General features: G+C 70.0%; 14 protein-coding genes and 1 pseudogene. 8 read left to right on the top strand and 7 right to left on the bottom strand.

All coding sequences use genetic code 11. From position 1 onward, the window contains the following. Positions 1–50: 50 nt before the first annotated feature. Positions 51–927: pseudogene (locus MRBLWH7_RS14140) on the bottom strand (aldo/keto reductase). Between MRBLWH7_RS14140 and MRBLWH7_RS14135 the strand changes: the two are divergent. The 4 genes from MRBLWH7_RS14135 to MRBLWH7_RS14120 all read left to right on the top strand — a co-directional run bounded on the left by MRBLWH7_RS14135 (position 844) and on the right by MRBLWH7_RS14120 (position 4,911). Then, positions 844–1,032: a hypothetical protein gene (locus tag MRBLWH7_RS14135; RefSeq protein WP_342002195.1), complete on the top strand. Its 189-nt coding sequence runs from the start codon at positions 844–846 to the stop codon at positions 1,030–1,032. The pseudogene MRBLWH7_RS14140 and the gene MRBLWH7_RS14135 sit on opposite strands and share 84 nt — an antisense overlap. A gap of 68 nt (positions 1,033–1,100) precedes the next feature. Continuing rightward, positions 1,101–1,988: a LysR family transcriptional regulator gene (locus MRBLWH7_RS14130; RefSeq protein WP_341995532.1), complete on the top strand. Its 888-nt coding sequence runs from the start codon at positions 1,101–1,103 to the stop codon at positions 1,986–1,988. Next, positions 1,985–2,461 (top strand): ATP-dependent endonuclease, encoded by a 477-nt coding sequence (locus tag MRBLWH7_RS14125; protein ID WP_341995530.1) that lies wholly within the window; start codon positions 1,985–1,987, stop codon positions 2,459–2,461. The genes MRBLWH7_RS14130 and MRBLWH7_RS14125 overlap by 4 nt, the downstream gene beginning before the upstream one ends. A 167-nt stretch (positions 2,462–2,628) precedes the next feature. Then, the gene (locus MRBLWH7_RS14120) at positions 2,629–4,911 is read left to right on the top strand and encodes an esterase-like activity of phytase family protein (RefSeq protein WP_341995528.1); all 2,283 of its coding nucleotides are present in this window, start codon (positions 2,629–2,631) and stop codon (positions 4,909–4,911) included. A gap of 93 nt (positions 4,912–5,004) precedes the next feature. Here the strand turns inward: MRBLWH7_RS14120 and MRBLWH7_RS14115 are convergent, their stop codons facing one another. From MRBLWH7_RS14115 to MRBLWH7_RS14105, 3 genes are read right to left on the bottom strand one after another with little or no spacing between them, the layout of a single operon-like run. Next, positions 5,005–6,252 (bottom strand): alpha/beta hydrolase, encoded by a 1,248-nt coding sequence (locus MRBLWH7_RS14115; RefSeq protein WP_341995526.1) that lies wholly within the window; start codon positions 6,250–6,252, stop codon positions 5,005–5,007. Between the two features lie 10 nt (positions 6,253–6,262). Next, a complete protein-coding gene (locus MRBLWH7_RS14110) occupies positions 6,263–6,823 on the bottom strand; it encodes a hypothetical protein (RefSeq protein ID WP_341995524.1) in 561 nt (186 codons plus the stop codon). 23 nt (positions 6,824–6,846) lie between these two features. Then, on the bottom strand, positions 6,847–8,364 hold the full coding sequence (locus tag MRBLWH7_RS14105; RefSeq protein WP_341995523.1) for an MATE family efflux transporter: 1,518 nt from the start codon (positions 8,362–8,364) through the stop codon (positions 6,847–6,849). A 360-nt stretch (positions 8,365–8,724) separates the two neighbouring features. Here MRBLWH7_RS14105 and MRBLWH7_RS14100 point away from each other — a divergent pair, with 360 nt between their 5' ends. After that, positions 8,725–10,143 carry a DUF222 domain-containing protein gene (locus MRBLWH7_RS14100; RefSeq protein ID WP_341995521.1) on the top strand — a complete coding sequence of 473 codons (1,419 nt, stop codon included), beginning with the start codon at positions 8,725–8,727 and terminating at the stop codon, positions 10,141–10,143. Here MRBLWH7_RS14100 and MRBLWH7_RS14095 read toward each other — a convergent pair. After that, complete coding sequence (locus tag MRBLWH7_RS14095; protein WP_341995520.1) at positions 10,140–11,114, bottom strand: EamA family transporter; 975 nt, start codon at positions 11,112–11,114, stop codon at positions 10,140–10,142. The genes MRBLWH7_RS14100 and MRBLWH7_RS14095 overlap by 4 nt on opposite strands. A gap of 73 nt (positions 11,115–11,187) precedes the next feature. Here MRBLWH7_RS14095 and MRBLWH7_RS14090 point away from each other — a divergent pair, with 73 nt between their 5' ends. Next, positions 11,188–12,099: a LysR family transcriptional regulator gene (locus MRBLWH7_RS14090; protein ID WP_341995517.1), complete on the top strand. Its 912-nt coding sequence runs from the start codon at positions 11,188–11,190 to the stop codon at positions 12,097–12,099. A gap of 51 nt (positions 12,100–12,150) precedes the next feature. Here the strand turns inward: MRBLWH7_RS14090 and MRBLWH7_RS14085 are convergent, their stop codons facing one another. After that, entirely contained in the window at positions 12,151–12,717 is a 567-nt protein-coding gene (locus MRBLWH7_RS14085) for a dihydrofolate reductase family protein (RefSeq protein WP_341995515.1), read from the bottom strand. Between the two features lie 157 nt (positions 12,718–12,874). Here MRBLWH7_RS14085 and MRBLWH7_RS14080 point away from each other — a divergent pair, with 157 nt between their 5' ends. Together MRBLWH7_RS14080 and MRBLWH7_RS14075 are read left to right on the top strand one after the other, a co-directional pair. Then, positions 12,875–15,388 (top strand): transglycosylase domain-containing protein, encoded by a 2,514-nt coding sequence (locus MRBLWH7_RS14080; RefSeq protein ID WP_341995513.1) that lies wholly within the window; start codon positions 12,875–12,877, stop codon positions 15,386–15,388. Between the two features lie 223 nt (positions 15,389–15,611). Further along, entirely contained in the window at positions 15,612–18,686 is a 3,075-nt protein-coding gene (locus MRBLWH7_RS14075; RefSeq protein ID WP_341995512.1) for a hypothetical protein, read from the top strand. A gap of 188 nt (positions 18,687–18,874) precedes the next feature. Here the strand turns inward: MRBLWH7_RS14075 and MRBLWH7_RS14070 are convergent, their stop codons facing one another. After that, on the bottom strand, positions 18,875–19,324 hold the full coding sequence (locus MRBLWH7_RS14070; RefSeq protein ID WP_341995510.1) for a GNAT family N-acetyltransferase: 450 nt from the start codon (positions 19,322–19,324) through the stop codon (positions 18,875–18,877). Positions 19,325–19,362: the final 38 nt, after the last annotated feature.

Below are 19,362 nucleotides of genomic sequence, written 5' to 3'. Positions count from 1 at the left end.
ACGATGACACAGTGTGAGGGTCAAGGCGACCCCTGGCGCCGACCGCCGGATCAGGGCACGCGGTAGCCGGCGGCCCGGAAGAGCTCGTACCACTCGGCGCGCGTGAGCGGGATGTCGGAACCCTCGGCGGCGCCGCTCACCCGTTCGGGGTTCGTCGTGCCGAGCACCACCTGCATGCGCGCGGGGTGGCGGGTGATCCATGCCACCGCGATCGTGATCGGCGGCACGTCGTACTTCCGCGCGAGGCGGTCGATCGCCGCGTTGAGCCCGGGGTAGTCCGGCGAGTCGAGGAACACGCCGGTGAAGAAGCCGGCCTGGAAGGGCGACCATGCCTGCACCGCGATGTCGTGGAGGCGGCAGTAGTCGATGATTCCGCCGCCGTCGAGCGTGACGGACTGCTCCTCGCCCTGCATGTTCGCCGCGACGCCCTGCGCGACGGTCGGGGAGTGGGTGATCGACAGCTGGATCTGGTTCGCGACGATCGGCTGGCGCACCGACTTCTTGAGCAGGTCGATCTGGCGCGGCGTGTGGTTCGACACCCCGAACGCCCGCACCTTGCCTGCGGCCTCGAGCTCGTCGAACGCGCGCGCGACCTCGTCGGGCTCGACCAGCGCATCGGGCCGGTGCAGCAGCAGGATATCGATGTAGTCGGTGTCGAGGCCCGCGCAGCGACCCCTCGACCGACTCGATGATGTGCTCGTACGAGAAGTCGAAGTACGGACCCTCCCTCACGATGCCGGCCTTGGTCTGGATCGTGACCTGGGCGCGCTCGGAAGACGAGAGCCGCATCGCCTCGGTGAAGCGCACCTCGCAGCCGTGGAGGTCGCGGCCGTAGATGTCGGCGTGGTCGAAGAAGTCGATGCCGGCGTCGCGCGCGGTGCGGACGAGCGTGCGCACCGCATCGTCTTCGAGGTCCTGGATGCGCATGAGGCCGAGCACGACGTTGGGTGCGGGGCGCTCGATGCCGCTGAGTTCGATGGTCTTCATTGGGTCCGCTCTCGGATCGGGTCGTTACTGCCCGGTCCACGTTAGGCATCGTCCACAAAGAAGTCCAACAACTGTATATTCTACGATTGAGAACCCAAACGAATGGATGCGGCATGGAGCAGCGCCAGCTCGAGTACCTGGTCACGCTCGCCGAGGAGCGCCACTTCACCCGCGCCGCCGAACGGTGCCGCGTCTCGCAGTCCGGGCTGTCGGCGTCGATCCGCCGACTCGAGCAGGAGCTCGACGCGAAGCTGTTCGAGAGGACCACCCGGTCGGTCGAGCCGACGTCCGCGGCCCTGGCGCTCCTACCGCATGCCCGCGAGATCCTGGCTCAGGCGGCCGCCGGGCGGGACGCCGTCATCCGCGCCTCGCACCAGCTGGCCGGCTCCCTGCGCGTCGGGGCTGAGCAGTGCCTCGGTGCGGTGGACGTGAACCTGCTCCTCGAGCGGTTCCACCGCCGCCACCCTGCCGTCGACATCCAGTTCGTGCAAGCGGGTTCGCACCAGCTGGTCGAGCACGTCGCCGCCGGCGAGCTCGACGTCGCGTTCGTCGCAAGCGCCGACCCCGCGCCGGCATCCGCCGTTGCGGAGCTCGCGCGGATCCCGCTCGTGCTGCTGGTCCCGCCCGGCCATGCGCTGGCCGAGCGCCCGGTCTCGCGCTGGAAGGACCTTCGCGACGCCGACTTCGTGGACTTCCGGCCGGCGTGGGCCCTGCGCACCATCAACGACGACGCGTTCCACCGGCACAGCGCCGAGCGGCGTGTGCGCTTCAGCGTCGACGACGTCCACACCCTTCTCGACCTCGTCGTGCGCGGGCTCGGCGTCGCGATCGTTCCGCAGCATGTCGCGCACAAACCCCAGGCGAGGGGCCTGATCGCGCTCCCCGTGCCTCCCGGTGCTCCCGAATGGGTCGTGTCGACCCTTGTGGCCGGCAACGCCTCACTCGCGCCCCGTCTTCTCGAGATCCTCGACGAGGAGCGTGCCGAAGCCGAGGCCGCGTGACGGTCGTGCTGGTCGAGGGCGAGAGCGACCGGATCGCTCTTGAGACGCTTGCGGCCCGGATGGGGACACGGATGCCGCGGATCCGCGTCGTGGGCGGCTCGAAGGGCGCCCGCCGCGCGGTCGAAGAACTCGCCGGGGAACGCCTCATCGGGCTCGTCGACGTGGGGGAGCGGCGCGACTTCGAGCGCATGCTCGACACGGTGTTCGTGTGCGATCCCGATCTCGAGGCCGAGTTCGTGCGCGCTCTGGGCGTCGCGGGGGTCGAGGCGGTGATCGCCGAGCAGGGCGAGCTCGACTCGTTCCGGAGCCTGCAGGGGCAGCCGTTCCAGCGCGAGCGCCCGGTCGAGGCACAGCTCGCACGCTTCTTCGGCGGCCGCAGCGGCAACAAGGCGCGCTACGCCCGGCTGCTCGCGGAGGCGGTCCCGCTCGAGCGGGTGCCACCGCCGCTCGCGGCGCTCCTCGCTGCGCTCTGACCGGCACCGCACCGGCTCTGATCTCGGGGGTTGGGCGGCAGCATCCGCCTTCCCGACCGGTCATGAGACCGTTCTCACCAGCCGCTCGCCGCCCGTTCACCGCGCGGTCGCGGGTCGGTCGCCCGCTCGACAGCGTGCGGCCGATCGGCACCGGTTGCGTCGGTGCCATGAGTCGAATCCCCACACGACGCGTCCTGCCGCGCCTCCTCGCCGCGGCAGCCGCGACGGTCACCGCCGTCGCGCTCCTCCCTGCCACCGCCGCGTCCGCCCAGCCGATCGTCGCCGCGTCCGCGAACTCGCCGTCGCCGTACGTGCAGACGCACGTGCCGACGCTGGTCGCCCGCGCCACGCTGTCGGCCGACCACCTCGAGCCGGGCCCGTCGTCGGGTGCGCTCGCCAGCTCGGCCAACGGCCGCACCGGCCCCTGGGACGGCCAGGTCATCCCCGGGTTCTCGGCCGCGATCGACAACGGCGACGGCACGTTCTGGGCGCAGCCCGACAACGGGTTCGGCGCCAAGGGCAACTCGGCCGATTTCCTGCTGCGCAGCTACCTCGTCCGCCCGGCCTGGCAGACCGCCGACGGCGGCGCGGGCGAGGTCCAGATCGAGCGGTTCCTCTCGTACAACGACCGCAACGACGTGCTGGACTTCCCGATCGTGAACGAGGGGACCGCCGAGCGCCTGCTCACCGGCGCCGACTTCGACATCGAGTCGGTCGTGAAGGCCAAGGACGGCACGTTCTGGGTCGGCGAGGAGTTCGGGCCCTTCCTGCTGCACTTCGACGCCGAGGGCACGCTGCTCGAGAAGCCGTTCGCGCTCGATGGCGCAAAGTCGCCGCAGAACCCGTACCTCCAGGCCAGCGAGACCCCACGTGTGCGCTCGAGCCGCGGCTTCGAGGCCCTCGCCGCCTCGGTGAACGGGCGGTACCTGTACCCGGTCGTCGAGGGCTCCTACGCGGACGACTCCGACCTGCGCCGCCGGGAGATCCTCGAGTTCGACACGCGCGCCGGCGCCTACACCGGTCGAACGTGGAGCTACCAGACCGACCAGGAGCCCAACGCCATCGGCGACGCGTTCACCGTGCGAAACGACGTGCTGCTCCTCGTCGAGCGCGACGACTTCGAGGGCGAGCAGTCCGTCACCAAGCGCGTCTACCAGGTCGACCTGCGCCGCACCGACGCCGAGGGGTACCTCGAGAAGACCCTCGTGCTCGACGCTCTGCGCATCGCCAATCCGAGCGGCATCGGCGCGGGTGACGGCTACGGCACCGGCGAGATCTTCTCCCTCCCCGTGCAGTCGTTCGAGACGGTCGTGCAGCTGAAGGACGGCAGCCTGCTGATCGGCAACGACAACAACTACCCGGGCAACGACGCGCGCATCCCCGGCACGCCCGACGACACCGAGTTCGCGATCATCGACCTCGACAAGACGAAGATCGAGCCGTCGACGGTGAGCCTCATCGGCCACCGCGGAGCCAGCGGATCGCGCCCCCAGCACACGCTCGCCGCGTACGAGACGGCGATCGTGCAGTGCGCCGACTACATCGAGCCCGACGTGGTGTCAACGAAGGACGGCGTGCTCGTCGCGCGTCACGAGAACGAGATCGGCGGCACCACGGATGTCGCGGCCCACCCCGAGTTCGCCGCGCGCAAGACCACGAAACTCATCGACGGCGTCTCGATCACGGGCTGGTTCACGGAGGACTTCACGTTCGCCGAGCTCCGCACGCTGCGCACGAAGGAGCGCCTGCCGCAGACACGTCCGGCGAACACCGCGTTCGACGGGCTCTACGTCATCCCGACGCTCGACGAGGTCATGGACCTCGCGCGCCACTCGGTGAGCTGCGACGGCCGGCCCGTCGGCGTGTACCCCGAGACGAAGCATCCGTCGTACTTCGACTCCATCGGGCTGTCGCTCGAGGAGCCGCTCGTCGCAGCCCTCGAGGCGAACGGCCTCGACCGCGCCGACGCTCCCGTCATCCTGCAGAGCTTCGAGACCGCGAACCTGCGCGACCTGGACGGCATGACCGACGTGACGCTCGCGCAGCTCGTGAACGGGTCGGGCCGTCCGTACGACTTCACGCTCGCCGCTGACAATCGGACCTACAAGGACCTCGTGACGCCGGCGGGCCTCGCCGAGATCGCGACCTACGCCGACGGCGTGGGCCTCGAGAAGTCCGTCATGATCCCGCGCACCGTCGACGGCCGCTTGGGCACCCCCACCGCGGTCATCGCCGACGCCCACGCCGCCGGGCTGACCGTGCACGGCTGGACGTTCCGCGCCGAGAACCAGTTCCTGCCGGTGGACTTCCGCTCGAGCGCCGACCCCGCCGCGTACGGCGACCTGGACGGCGAGATCCGCGCGTTCGTCGCCGCCGGCATGGACGGCGTCTTCAGCGACCACCCCGGCATCGCCGCGGTGACCATCGACACGGTGACGCTCGCCGGCTGAGTCGGTACGACACCGTCGATCCGGGCGGGGGATGCTGCGGCACGCGCTCGTGCCGCAGCATCCGGCGTCGTGCGGATCGCGGCAGCCGCGCGGTCAGCGCACCCGGCGACCGTGCGCCAGGTCGATGAGGCGCGACAGCACGTCGCCGGCGCGGAGTCCATTGTGCTCGTGCTCGCTCGTGATCCACGGCGTGACGCCCGGGAGGAGTCGTGCCGTCTCCATCGAGAACTCGAACGGCACGTAGACGTCGTTGACGTAGACGGCGGCGGCGCCGCGCGCCCCGGAGGCGGCGATCGCGGCCGCGTCGTAGAGCGACGGCCACTCGAACTCGGCGAGCGCGAGGGTCACGTCACGCCAGGGCTGGAACCCGGGGACGGTGTCGAGCCACTCCCGGCGCACGTGCTCGCCGGTGAAGAGGGTCGGGTCTTCGCGGAAGTCGGCAGGCTCGGTGCGCTCGGCGGACCACCGGGTGGGGTGGCCGTCGGCGTAGCTGGACTCGTGGAAGACGAAGTACAGCGGGTTGCGGGCGTTGAAGGGCAACGCCGCGGCGAGGTCGTGGCGGAAGGCGTTGGAGCGCGGGTCGCGTTCGAGCAGCCCCCACAGCGTCTGCCAGCCGTCGTTGGTGCCGAGCGCCGAACCCACCGAGCGCACGCGTGAGACCGAGGCGACCTCACCGCCAGGGAGCACGAGCTCGCCGTCGACCGCGAGGTCGATCACGCGCCGCATCGCGTCGCGGTGAGCGGGGAACCGGCGGTAGTACTTCTCCGACTCCTCGCGCATCTTGTCGTACGTGAGGGCGTACACGTCGTCGGGGGTGCGGCCCACAGCGCTCAGACCGCCGGTGATGTAGACGTGCTCGAGGGACGCAGCATCCGTCGAGAGATACGCCAGGGCGGTGAACCCGCCGAATGACTGCCCCAGCACGCTCCATCGCTCGGCGCCGAGGTGCTGCCGGACGGCCTCGCAGTCGCGCACGATCGCATCGGCGCGCAGATGGGTGATGAACTCGGCGAGCTCGGACGCGTCGCGCTCCAGGTCGTCGTCGCCGACGGGCGTCGAGAGCCCGGTGCCGCGCTGGTCGAGCAGGACCACGCGGTGGTGCTCGAGCGCCGCGTCGAGCCACGACGGCCCCGACGGGGAGTGGAACGCGCGCGGCGCCTCGTGACCGGGCCCGCCCTGCAGGAACACCAGGTACGGCAGGCTCTCGCCGCCGTCGCGAGTGACGACGGCCGCGTGGATGTCGATCGTGCGGGCGTCGGCCGCGTCGCGCCACACGAGAGGGACCCTGAGGAAGTGGTCGTCGATCGTCAGATCCTGCATGCGGCGGGTCGTCACGGACATGCCCACGAGCCTATGGCGTGGCTCCGACGGCAGCGGGAACGACCGCGAGAGCGGCCCACGTTCCAGTGGCCACGAACACGGGCGCGCCGAGGATGCCGCACCAGAAGCCGCGCGCCACGTCGTCGGTCGGAGCGAACAGCGCGAAGGCCGTCACACCGACGAGGAGCACCGCCGCAATGAAGAGGAACGGCTGCTGGAGCGCGGGCGTGAGTACGGCGAGGTCGAGACCGACGAGCAGGAGGAGGGCCGGCGAGACGTAGTCCGACCATCCCGCCCGGATCGCGAGGAGCCCCAGCACGATGGCGAAGGCGAGCTCGACCCAGAACACGACGACGGAGACGACGAACGCCGTCGTCCCGGGTTCGATCGCGGTGGGCGCCGTCCACAGCCGCCCCAGGAGCACGCCGCCGCCGACGCCCAGCGCGAGCCCCGCGAGACTCTCGAGGCCGAGAATCGCGCGCCACCACCAGCCGCGCGGCGGGTGCTCCTGCCCCCACGTGGCCCACACCAGCGCCGCGACGCCGAAGACGGCCGCGATGAAGGCGAGGTCCCGCGGGTAGGCGCCCGTCATGGCCGCACTCTACTCAGTGCTACTCAGCCGCGCGTGCGGCGCCTGTCGCGCGACGCCACCGACCCCAGCCGCCGGGGGCGGCGGGGCGGCCCCTGTGCGGCGGTCGGCAGCACGATGGGCTGCGTGACGATCGCGTCGACGACCATCGAGCCGTCGGTGGGGCCGATGACGGCGATGGGCGTCGTCGGGGTCGCAACCATCGGCGTGACCGGGGCCTTCGCGAGCCGGCGGTGGGCGTGGATGTATGCGGGCACGAGCACGACCACGGCGCCGAGCCACGCGAGCGGGTTGCTCGCCGCGACGCCGATGAAGCCGAAGACGCCGCCCAGTACGACAGCCGCACCGACGCGCATGACGAGCTCGATCACACCGGTCACCGTGGGGATGAGGGTGTGGCCGAGCCCCTGCAGCGCGCCACGGAGGACGAACAGGATGCCGAGGATCCAGTACGTCGCACCGTTGATGGCGAGCATCTGCGCCGCGAGGCCGACGACCTCGGCCGAACCCTCGTCGATGAACAGCGAGACCGTCATCGCGCCGAACGCGATGAGCAGGGCGCCGAGCACGATCGCCACGCCCACCGACATCCACGTCGCCTGGACCACCCCGCGGCGGATGCGGTCGGGTCGGCCGCCGCCGTGGTTCTGGGCGACGAACATCGAGACGGCGAGACCCAGCGACTGCAGCAGCGCGACCGCGAGGCCGTCGACACGGGATGCCGCGGTGTACGCGGCGACGGCGTCCGCGCCGAGCTCGTTCAGCGCCACCTGGACCGAGAGGGTTCCGATCGCGATGATCGAGGCCTGGAAGCCCATCGGCAGACCCAGGCGCAGGTGGTCCGCGAGCTCGGCCCGGCTGACACGCCAGTCGCTGCGGCGGACGTGGAGCACCGGCATCCGTCGCCGTACGAACTCGAGGCAGAGCAGCACCGAGATCGCCTGCGAGACCACCGTCGCGAGCGCTGCACCGCCCACGCCCCAGGCGAGCGGGCCGACCATGACGATCACGAGGACGACGTTGAGCGCGCAGGCGAGCGTCAGGAACACGAGGGGCGTGCGCGAGTCGCCGATGGCGCGGATGATCGCCGACAGGTAGTTGAAGAACATCATGGCGCCGGCACCGAGGAAGCTGATCTGCGCGAAGACGATGGCGTCGTCCATGAGCTCGGCGGGCGTCCGCAGCAGCTCGAGCAGGGGCGCGGTCAGCAGCGGCGCGCCGACGGTCAGCAGCAGGGTGCAGATGCCGGTGAGGATCGTGCCCGCAGCGACCGAGCGCCGCACCGCCGCGTGGTCGCGCGCACCGAACGCCTGCGCGGTGGGGATCGCGAAGCCCGACGTGAGACCCCACGCGAAGCCGAGCAGCAGGAAAAGCATGCTGCCCGTCGCACCCACCGCAGCGAGCGCGTCGACGCCGAGGCGGCGCCCCACGACGACCGCGTCGACGAAGTGGTACAGCTGCTGCACCACGTTGCCGATGAGCAGTGGGACGGAGAAGAGGACGATGACGCGCCACGGGCGGCCCGTCGTCAGGGCGGTGGTCATGAGGCGGCTCTCGAACGAGAAGACGAGGGAGGACGGATGCCGCGCCCGCAGGCGACGGAGAGATGCCGAGTGGCAGGCGCCCAGTGTATCGAATCGATTCGGAAGCGCCATGCTCAGGTGACGTCGTTGCGCAAAACCCTCGACCGGGGGCGCATCTGCACATTCGACCACGGCGTAGATTCATACTATTGATCGGCTTCCTTCTTGGGCGGTTATCGAGTAGAGTATCGATCAGAGATTCGATGAAGAGGTGGCCCCTCGGGGCGTGGGATGAGCGCGGTTTCGGCCGCGGACAGATGCTGAGGCAGATCGCGTGCGATGCGCGGGAATCTCGCTCCACTCCTTCTGACTGCGAGTCCCATGTCTGCGATCCCGCCCCCAGATCCCGGTGCTGACGACGCCGGCGAGGACGCTGCGGCGTTCGCACGGGTAGGGCGGCTGGTCGAGTCGTTCGTGGCCGGCCGTAAACAACGGGCGCTCGCTGAGGCGGCCGAGATCCGGGTGCTGGCGGACGCCGCCACCGTCGCGCGGCCGTCGATCTCTTCGCCGGAACAGGCAAGGCGGGCGGAGCTCGACCGCCGGGCACTCGTCGCCGACCTGGCGACGTCGACACGTGTCTCGGAGTGGACCGTGAACCGGCTGCTTTCGGAGGCTTCCGACCTCTGCGATCGGTTCCCGGCCGGCGTCGCGGCGCTCGAGCGCGGCGAGATCTCCCGGCAGCACCTCGCGGTGATCCACGACTCGGGCGGCCCGATCGCCGACGACGACGCCCGGGCCGAGTTCGTCCGTCTCGCGCTGGAACGGGCCGTCACCCTCACTCCCGGCCGGCTGGCGTCGGTGCTGAGAGTCATCGCCGAACGGTTCCGCGAGTGCGCGATCCAGGAACGCCATCAGCAAGCCGCTGCGGGTCGCAACATCAGCGTCGCCGACCTGCCCGACGACATGGCTGCACTCACCGCGGTCATGCCCGCGACGCTGGCGCACGGCATCGTCGACCGCCTCACCCAGCAGGCGCGCTCGGTCATCGCCGCACGTGGCGACGGTGAGGGTGGCGACGGAAGCCCCGACGAGGCGGCCGAAATCGACGTCGAGGTCGAGATCGAGGCCGACGAGCGCACGATGGATCAGATTCGCGTCGACATCTTCACCGACACCTTGCTCACGGCCGGCCCCACGGATTGTGTCGCCGGCACCGGACTCCACGCGATCCGCGCCACTGTGCAGGTCACCGTCCCGGTGCTCACCATGACCGGCGCGTCCACCGAGCCGGCACTGCTCGCCGGGTACGGTCCCATCGACCCCGACACCGCCCGCGTCCTCGCCGCCGGTGCCACGGGGTGGGAACGCGTGATGACCTCACCGGTCACAGGCAGCGTCCTCGCCGTCGATCGGTATCGTCCCGGACCGGCGCTGAACCGGTTCCTCGCCGCCCGTGACGAGCGCTGCCGGTTTCCCGGCTGCCGCCGGCCGGTGTGGCGGTGCGACGTCGACCACACCATCCCCGCCGCCGACGGCGGACCCACCCACCACGCCAACCTCGCCCACCTGTGCCGGCGCCATCACACCCTCAAGGGCGTGACCGCGTGGTCGGTTGAGCAGGTCTCGCCCGGCGTGCTGGTATGGACCAGCCCGACCGGGCGAAAGCACACGGACCGGCCCGAACCGGTCGTGAGATTCACCTCCGACGACACCGCCGAACGGCTCCGGGGGATGATGCGCGAACCCTGGCTCTTCGCCGCCGACGACCCACCGGGGTCCCCCGGCGCCGCACCCTTCTAACCGGACCGCCGGGTGGCGGCTGGGCCCACGCGCCCGGAGGCTCCGGGCGACGCGCCAGCGCCTGGAGGGGCTGTGGGGACCGTCATCGCGCGCCCGCGGACCGACAATCGGCGCATTCCCGTGACGAGCACGCCTCCGACGAGGAGCATGCCACCGAGGATCTCCGCGGGCGTGGGGATCTGACCGAGCAGCAGCGCGGCCGACGCCATCGCGACGACGGGTGCGAGCAGCACCCACGGCACCACGGCCGCGGACCGGTTGCGCGCCAGGAGGCCGTTCCAGATCGAGTAGCCGATGATCGTGCACAGCAGCGCGGTGTAGAGCGTCGAGACCGCAGACTGCCAGCCGAATGCGGCGATCCCCGCGGCGATCGCCGCCGGGCCTTCGACGACGAAGGAGAGCATCAGCGCCGGGATGGGCACGACGAGTGCCGACCACACCGTCAGCGACAGCGAGCCCAGGCGGCCTGGCCCGCTGACGGACCCGGCCCGTCGCGAGATGACGTTGCCGATGCCCCACGAGAACGCCGCGGCGAGCGCCAGCGCCACCGCGAGGGCGGGAGCATCGCCACCTCGCCCGGAGGCCACGATGGCGAGGCCGACCACGCCGATTGCGACACCGGCGATCTGCGGCGCGGTCGGGCGTTCACGCAGCACCGCGGCCGCGATGAGGATCGTGAACACCGCCTGCGCCTGCAGCACCAGGGCGGCGAGACCCGGCTGAAGCCCCAGCGCCATCGAGGTGTACAGCAGCCCGAACTGCCCGAGGCTCATGAAGAGGCCGACGCCGGCCACCGTGCGCCAGGAAGTGCGGGGCCGCGGGACGACGAAGACTGCGAGCGCCACCACGAGGAAGCGGATCGCGACGAAGAGAAGCGGCGGCACGCCCGTCATCCCCCAGTCGATCACGACGAAGTTGAATCCCCAGAACGATGCCACGGCCGCTGCCAGCACCATGTCGCGTCGATTCATGAGTCCCACTTCACCGGAGCGGGGAATGAAGCACCAGCGATGCTTTCTCCACGAAACGATGTAGCGTTGCTTCATGATCGACCTCGAGGCGGTGCTCTCTCTTCGCGCGGTCGCCACGCAGGGCAGCGTGGTCGCGGCGGCGACGAGCCTCGGCTACACGCCGTCCGCGGTATCGCAGCAGGTCAAGCGCCTCGAGCGCGAGACCGGCATCGCCCTCCTCGAACGCGCGGGACGGGGAGTCATCCTCACGGAGGCGGGCACGCGCCTCGTCGTCGCGTCCACGCCGATCCTCGCCGACCTCGAGCGCCTCCGCGCGGATCTCCAGCTCACCGCCGGGGCCGACGACCGGGTCGTCGGCGAGATCAGGGTCGCGGCGTTCTCCACCGTGGTGCGCGGGCTGGTCATCCCGGTGCTGAGCGAGCTGGCCGAGCGGCACCCCGATCTCTCGCTGCCGCTGCGCGAGAGCGAGCCCTGGGAGACGATCGCGCTCGTCGCGTCGGGTCAGCGCGACCTCGGCGTCGTCCACCGCTGGGGCGGGGTCGCCCTCGCGATGCCCGACCACCTCGTCTCGACCGCGTTGTTCACCGACGTCGCCGACGTCATCCTGCACCGCGACCATCCGCTCGCCGGCCGCACCGAGCTGCATCCTGAAGAGCTCGCGGGCGAGACCTGGGTCGCGACCTTCGAGGCGACGATCTGCCGGCAGTGGCTGCGCCGGCTCTTCGACGGCGTCCCGAACGCGCCGCGCATCGTGCACGAGTCGATGGAGTTCCAGAACCACCTCGAGTTCGCACGCGCCGGCCGGGCGGTCGCGCTGGTGCCGCGGCTCGGACGAGGTGACCTCGGACCGGACCTCGTCGCGATCCCCACTGCTGCGCCGGCGTCGACGCGCGACGTGCTCGCCGTCCATCGCCGATCGCAGGAGGATTCCCCCGCGCTGCGCACCACGCTCGACGCGTTCGTGGAGCACGCGCGCACGATGTGAGGAGACGGATGCTGCGGCCGCAGCATCCGTTCACCGTTCAGGTGTGCCCGCTCACCTGCCTGGCGGGCCGTCCAGCACGGTCGGCACGTACTCGAGCAGCTGGATGCGCCCGTCGAACGTGCGGGCCTCGACGAGTTCCAGCCGTACGTCGGGGTAGCCGTCGAAGATCCGGTCCTGTCCGGTCGCGCCGGTGATCACCGGGAACACGCCGACGCGGTACCGATCGACGAGCCCGGCGCGCAGGAGCGACCGGCAGAGAGCGACACTGCCGAGCGTGCGCAGCGGGCGGTCGGACTCCTGCTTCAGCCGCCGGACGAACTCGACCGCGTCCTCGCGGACCAGCGTCGAGTTCTCCCACGCCAGCGGCTCGTCGAGGGTCGATGAGAAGACGTACTTCTGCATCCCACCGAGCATGTCGGTGCCTTCCTCACCCCCGGCGGTGAGCTCCGACATGAGGCGATAAGTCGTCGCACCCATGAGCAGCGGGTCGTCCTTTTCGGGCGACTCCGCGAGCCAGCCGAGGTACTCCGGTCCCTCCATCCCCCAGAATCCGGGCCAGCCCTCCGCGGCCCCGTAGCCGTCGAGCGAAATGATGAAGTCGACCGTCACGGTCTGCATGGGAGTCTCCTCGTGTCCGGTTCCGCGCCTGCGCGCAGGACTCCTCTTCGAGCGGATGCCTCGTGCCCGAGACTATGCGCCCGCTCGGCATATCGGAACCCGTCGCGCAATCGCGAGCGGTCTGACATGATTTCTCCCACCGCAGATGGGAAGCAGCATGAAGCGGTCACGAGAGGTCCCGGCAGAGGACCCGTCCCTGCCGCCCTACCGGCGCACCGCCGCCGGGGTGCTGGGCGGTCTCGTCGGACTCCTCGCGCTCAGCGTCATCGCGGGCGTACTGGTCGTCGCCCCCCTCGCCCCGGCCATCGCGATCTCCGGGCACGCGGCGAGTTCCGCCGTGTCGCTGTTCGACGGCATGCCGAGCTACCTCGAGATCGACCGCCTGATGCTCCCGACGACGATCTATGCCCGCGACCCGGCCAGCGGGCAGGACGTCGAGCTGACATCTTTCTACGACCAGAATCGCGAGCCCGTCGAGTTCGATCAGGTGTCGCTCGTCATGTATGACGCGATCCTGGCGTCCGAGGATCCCCGGTACTACCAGCACGGCGGCGTGGACATCCTCGGCACCACGCGCGCACTCATCAAGAACGCCCAGGGTGGTCAGACCCAGGGCGGCTCCTCCATCAGCCAGCAGTACGTGAAGAACGTGCTGGTGCAGCGCTGCGAACGCGACGCCGAGACGGTGTACGAGACGAACGAGGCGGGTGAGACGGTGGTCGACGAGAACGGCCCCGTGGTGAAGATGACTCGCGACCAGGTGCTGCAGGAGTGCTGGAGGGACGCGACCCAGGCAGAAGGTGTCGAGGGCTACGAGCGCAAACTCCAGGAGATCCGCTACGCCGTCCAGCTCGAGCAGAAGTACTCGAAGAACGACATCCTGCTGGGCTACCTGAACATCGCGAACTTCGGCGGCACGACCTACGGCATCGAAGCCGCGGCACGCTACTACTTCAGCACCACGGCCGCGAACCTCACACTGATCCAGGCGGCGACGCTCGCGGGCATCGTGCAGAACCCCAACACGTTCCGGATCGACCGGCCGGGGGGCTCGATCTTCGGCGCCGACGGGGCCACGTACAACAAGGCGGCCGACGGCTCGGTGGACGACGTCACCCCCGGCACGCTGGCGGGCCTCGACACCCTCCTCGCCGACGGGACGATCACGCCGGAGCAGTACCTGGCGGCCGGCGACGCCTACAGTGCGACCAAGGGCCGGCAGCTCTACGTGCTCGACCGGATGCGCGAAGACGGACGCATCACCGCCGAGCAGTATGTGGCGGCGGCGATCGAGCCGATCACGCCGGCGTTGCAGCCGCCGCCCACGAGGTGCGGGTCCAGCGCCGCCCCCTTCTTCTGCCAGTACGTCGTGAACACCGTGCGCCTGGATCCGGACTACGCGAGCGCGTTCGGCGAGTCCCCGGAAGACAGGAAGAGGTCGCTGACGCGCGAGGGCCTGAACATCTACACGACGCTGGACTGGAGCCTGCAGAACGCATCGCAGGATGCGATGCGCCGGTACGCTCCGGAGACCGTGGCAGGCATGTCGTTCGGGTCGGCGTCGGTGAGCGTCGAAGCCGGCTCCGGGCGCATTCTCGCCATCAGCCAGAACAACCGGTTCACAGAGGACCGCGACCTCGCGCTCACGGACCCCGCGTACACATCGCTCGTCTATGCGGGGGACATGATGCACGGGGTCTCGACGGGATTCCCGACCGGATCGACGTTCAAGCTGTTCACCCTGGTCGACTGGCTCGAGACAGGGCACACGCTGTCCGACAGCGTCAACGGCACGCTGCGGGCCATCCCTCGCCTGCGCGACCGCTGCGAAGGCACCTGGGTCAACCGCGAGAACCACGTTGTGCGCAACTTCGGCGGCGTTCCGGGCTACGTGGGAACGCCGATGCAGTTCACGGCGCAGTCGCTCAACAGCGGCTTCCTCGGCATGGCGGAGCAGCTCGACCTGTGCGACATCGAGAACGTCGCGGCCCGCATGGGCGTCACCCTCGGCGACGGCGGCCCCGTGAACCTCGACGGCGCCGCGTCGATCATCGGCACCAAGAACATCGCACCCGTCGCCCTCGCCGGGGCGTTCGCCACGGTGGCGAACAACGGCGTCTACTGCAAGCCGCGCGCCATCGAGCGCGTGGTGAACGCCGACGGCGTCGAGCTGCCGGTCCCCGGCAACCGGTGCACGCAGGCGATCAGCCCCGAAGTGGCGGCCGCGACGGCGTTCGCCCTGCAGGGCGTCATGCGCCCCGGCGGCACCGGGTCTGGCGGCAACCCCAACGACGGCACGCCGATGATGGGCAAGACGGGAACGCACGAGAACATCCAGACGTGGCTCGTCGAGTCGAGCACCCGCGTGACGACGGCGGTGTGGGTGGGGAACACGACCGGGTTCGGCGACATGTTCCGGTCCTTTCACAACGGCCGCGCGCTGTCGACGATCCGCCTTCCGATGACCCGCGACATCCAGGCGGCGGCCAACCAGCTCTACCCGGGCGGCGGCTTCCCCGCTCCTCCCGCCGACCTGGTGCGCCGCGCCGCGCCGCCACCCCGCCCTGCTCCCGCACCCGGCCCGGGGCCCGCTCCCGCCCCAGACCAGCCCCCGGACGACAGCGGGAACGGGAACGGGAACGGCAACGGGAACGGGAACGGAAACGATTGACTCGCATCACCGTCCGGTAGGTCCCTGATCGCGGGGGAGGGAGCGCATCGAGCGCACCTCCCCCGCCTCGTGTCCGCGCGTCGAGCGCGTGAGCGAGCGCCGGGGCGCAGCATCCGTCCCCGGATCGTGTATCTGGCGAAGCCCGAGGTGACTCTCGGTGCATCGGGACAACCAGTCTCGTGGTGCCTCAGTTCCGCACGTCCGTTCTTTGGGAGGAATGCCCATGTCTCGATCCGCCGGCCGACGCCGCAGCTTGACCAAGCTCGCGGCCGGCCTGACCGCGACCGCGGCGCTCACGGTGACGACACTCGTCGTCACCGCGCTGCCCGCAGCCGCCTTCAAGCCGTACACCCACAACGCCACCGCCGAGAACGCCTACGACGACGTCACCGACGACGGGAAGGTGACCATCGAGGGCGCCGAGTACACCGTCCGCGGCGACATCGTCACGGCATTGCGCAACCAGCCGGCTGCATACAACGCGGGCGTGATCGGTCCCGACGGGTTCCCCGACCTGGCCTACGGCCAGTCGGCGATCCACCCCGACGAGACCGGCAGGTGGCTGCAGCACGTGATGGCCGAGGCGTGGGACGCGCAGGATGACCCGGACCGCAGCGGCGCGGAGAAGGAGCAGATCCTCGCCTTCGCATACGGCTTCATGACGCACGCCGCCGGCGACATGTGGGCGCACACGCTCATCAACCAGGTCGCGGAGGGCGTCTTCCCCGGGGTCGGCGAGATCCTCGACATCGAGGACCCGACCGCGCTCGAGATCGCCCTGCGCCACGTCATCGCCGAGGGTTACGTCGGCGACGCGACGGCAGGTTTCGACGGCAACTCGCGGCGCTCCCAGGTCGCGGGCGAGACCGACCAGACGGGACCCGAGTACTCGAACGACGCCACGCCGGCGTTCGAGTACGCCGCCCCGAACGACTGGATCTACGACACACTCGTCGATCCGAACAGCCCGCTGCCGGTCGGCACCTGTGGCGACGGCATCGACGACGACGGCGATGGAACCGCGGATGACGGATGCCCCGGCCTCGCGTACACCGTCGGCGAAGACCCCGAGCCGAACCGCGGGCCGCTCATCGACTACTTCATCGACCTGAAGGCCGAGCTGCAGGTCGAGCGTGCGGCGATCCAGAAGGACCTCGACTACGAGGACTGCAACATCGTCGACTGGGACTGCTACGAGGTGGTCGAGAACGTCACGGTCGACACCGTGCGCGGCGTGACGGTCAAGGCCGTCACCGTGCAGGAGTGCCGCGCGGAGGTCTTCTGCGTCACGAGCCCGATCGACGAGGCCGACGACGCCGTCGTCAACCCGGCGATCGTCTCGTACCTCGACGCGTGGATCGCCGACATCGACCGCGGTCTGCGGCACTGGCCGGAGCTCGGCGAGGCGCTCTCGAAGACGCTGTTCGACGCCGGCACGTTCCGCGACGCGCAGAACTTCATCTGCCGCAACGACGACGAAGAGGGCGAGACCGACGAGGTGCTCGATACCGACCGAGCGACGTGCGAGGACGGCGTCGGCATCTTCCAGGTCGCGGGCTACACGCTGGGCGGACTGGACGACACCGATCGGCCGGGCTTCATCAACGAGTACCTGCTGTCGATGCTCGGCGCTCCCGACTTCGTCGGCGAGGTGGTCGAGGAGGGCGGCGACGTCTTCCTGTGGCTCGAGGACCTGATGTCGACCGTCATGCCCGACATCGACTTCCTCGACCCGGTGATGGCCGACGCCAAAGAACTCGTGCTCGAGCTGGCCTCAGAGGCGCTCGGCTTCGACGTCGAACTGCTGTCGGACTTCCTCAAGCACCCGACGCACTGGATGGAGGTCGGCTCGGCCGACATCGACGTGCCGTTCTCCGACGACGATGTGCACGTGGACCTGTTCGACGACGGCGACCGCGAGTATCTCGACGCCGTGATGGGTCTCGTCGACCCGCTCGTCGGCGACCAGGTGGAGCTGCCGGACGGCACGATCGTGCCCTCCTCACGCCTCAAGGACAGCGCCGAGTGGACGCTCGAGGACTTCGAGCCCGCCTACGACGCCGTGCAGATGGCGAAGCTGCTGCTGCTCGACGCGAACGGCCTCAACCAGGTCATCTCCGATCACCGCAGCCCCGGCCTGCTCCCGAGCGTGTCGACCGCGATCTACGCCGATCCCGCCGGTCGCCCCGCGAACGTCATGATCGACGGTCTCGACGGTCAGCCCTGGCTGCGGAGCATCGATTCCGACCACTCGTGGCGCGCCGATCGTCTGCCGATCTTCGACTCGCCCGACCCCGGCCACAGTTCGGATGAGGAGCCGCACTACGCCGGCACCGGCCAGATGCCGCTGTGGGAGTCGTGCATCGCGCGCTCGACCTTCCGCGACGTCTTCCGCGACTGGGAGAACGGCGCCTGGGACCTGCCGGGGAAGAACTTCCCCGACCACGGCGACGTGCCGAGCGCGCCGGCGTGGATCGCCGGGTCGCTCAGCGCGGACTTCCAGATCACCGGTGATCAAGCCGTCGTCTCGGGCGTGCAGTGGGTGGGCGTGGACCACACGTTCACCGTGACCGCCGCCGACGAATCCTTCACGCCGGAGTCCCTGACGACCACGTACGCTGTGCACCCGGTCGGCGCTCCGCCGGCCTGGACGACGGTGAACGGCGCGGTCGTCGAGTTCGCCCTGCCCGCGGACGCCGACGAGACCCTCGAGTGGGTCATCGAGTGGAAGACGTCGAGCGAGTGCGAGACGGTCAGCGGCACCCGGACGGTCCGCGTCGACCGGACGGCTCCGGTCGTCGACCTCACCGAGCCCGCAGCCACCGGCTACGACACCGACGACTTCGCGAGCGTGCAGTACACGATCACGGATTCGCTGAGCGGCGTCGAGACGCAGTCCGTGCAGTTCGACGGCGCCGAGGTGCCGACGGGCTACGTGCTCGACATGTTCACGCTCGACACCGGTGCACACGCCGCGGTGGCGACGGCGACGGACTTCGTCGGCAACAGCGCGACGGCCACCCGGGCCTTCACGCTCCTGGCCACGACCGAGTCGCTCGGCAACAACCTCACACGGGCTGTCGCCGAGAAGCTCGTGACGGACCCGAAGGTCGAGAAGGGGCTGCGCGACAAGTTGAACGCGGCACTGAAGAGCCATGCGACGGGCAGGCACCCGACCGAGGTGAACCAGCTCTCCGCGGTGGTCGAGCAGTTGGAGGGCCAGCTCGGCAAGGGCGTGGACGCGGCGTTCGCACAGCGCATGATCGGCTGGACCACCGATCTGATCGCGGTCCACTGATCGGCTGAAGCGCTGAGGCGGCCGGTCGGGTTTCCCGGCCGGCCGCCTCACCGCCGCCGACGAGCAGGAGCCGTTTCATGAGTCAGGACTACTGCAAGGCTCGTATGAGATGGCGGAGGACGCCGCGATTCCGCAGGAGTTGGGACTCGATCGCGTTCGGTCGGGCATCGGCCGAACCGGAGCTGTGGTCACAACTCGCGTTGCATCAACTTCTGCGACGCGCTGAACCCGGCCCGGCGATAGAGACCCATTGCGCGGGTGCTCGAATGCACGATGACCCGAGGAATCGATCGCTGATCCGCGACCGCGCACAACAACCCGACAAGCTCAGACCCCAGACCATCGCCGCGGTGCGGCGGGGTCACGAAGACGCTCTGCACATCTGCGGACTGACGCTCCACATTCCCGAGATCCGGCACACGGTCGAAGACGACCATCCACGCCATCCCGACCAGCTCACCTCGATACTCCGCGACGGCACACACGACGTCGGGCCGTTGCAGCCAATCGTCGAGCGCGAAGCGCAGCTGCTCGCGTTCGTCAGCGGCGGCCGGCCGGCCGGCCCACTCGATCTTCAGGTTGAGAAGTCCGACGAGGTCCAGTTCCGCAGCAAGCCGCACGACAATCCCATCGACCACTGCCCTAGCCTCTCAGATCGACAGCTTGTGCTCGATCT

Origin of the sequence: Microbacterium sp. LWH7-1.2 (assembly GCF_038397755.1) — a bacterium.
Taxonomy (GTDB): domain Bacteria; phylum Actinomycetota; class Actinomycetes; order Actinomycetales; family Microbacteriaceae; genus Microbacterium.
Note: the sequence above shows the minus strand (reverse complement) of the source record. Positions and strands in the feature narration are given on the sequence as shown.

Excerpts from the sequence above, each read along its gene's own strand:
- MRBLWH7_RS14110 (WP_341995524.1), bottom strand. The coding sequence starts at position 6,823 with ATGACGGGCGCCTACCCGCGGGACCTCGCCTTCATCGCGGCCGTCTTC.
- MRBLWH7_RS14075 (WP_341995512.1), top strand. The coding sequence starts at position 15,612 with ATGTCTCGATCCGCCGGCCGACGCCGCAGCTTGACCAAGCTCGCGGCC.
- MRBLWH7_RS14105 (WP_341995523.1), bottom strand. The coding sequence starts at position 8,364 with ATGACCACCGCCCTGACGACGGGCCGCCCGTGGCGCGTCATCGTCCTC.
- MRBLWH7_RS14100 (WP_341995521.1), top strand. The coding sequence starts at position 8,725 with ATGTCTGCGATCCCGCCCCCAGATCCCGGTGCTGACGACGCCGGCGAG.
- MRBLWH7_RS14120 (WP_341995528.1), top strand. The coding sequence starts at position 2,629 with ATGAGTCGAATCCCCACACGACGCGTCCTGCCGCGCCTCCTCGCCGCG.
- MRBLWH7_RS14090 (WP_341995517.1), top strand. The coding sequence starts at position 11,188 with ATGATCGACCTCGAGGCGGTGCTCTCTCTTCGCGCGGTCGCCACGCAG.
- MRBLWH7_RS14115 (WP_341995526.1), bottom strand. The coding sequence starts at position 6,252 with ATGTCCGTGACGACCCGCCGCATGCAGGATCTGACGATCGACGACCAC.
- MRBLWH7_RS14095 (WP_341995520.1), bottom strand. The coding sequence starts at position 11,114 with ATGAATCGACGCGACATGGTGCTGGCAGCGGCCGTGGCATCGTTCTGG.
- MRBLWH7_RS14130 (WP_341995532.1), top strand. The coding sequence starts at position 1,101 with ATGGAGCAGCGCCAGCTCGAGTACCTGGTCACGCTCGCCGAGGAGCGC.
- MRBLWH7_RS14080 (WP_341995513.1), top strand. The coding sequence starts at position 12,875 with ATGAAGCGGTCACGAGAGGTCCCGGCAGAGGACCCGTCCCTGCCGCCC.
- MRBLWH7_RS14085 (WP_341995515.1), bottom strand. The coding sequence starts at position 12,717 with ATGCAGACCGTGACGGTCGACTTCATCATTTCGCTCGACGGCTACGGG.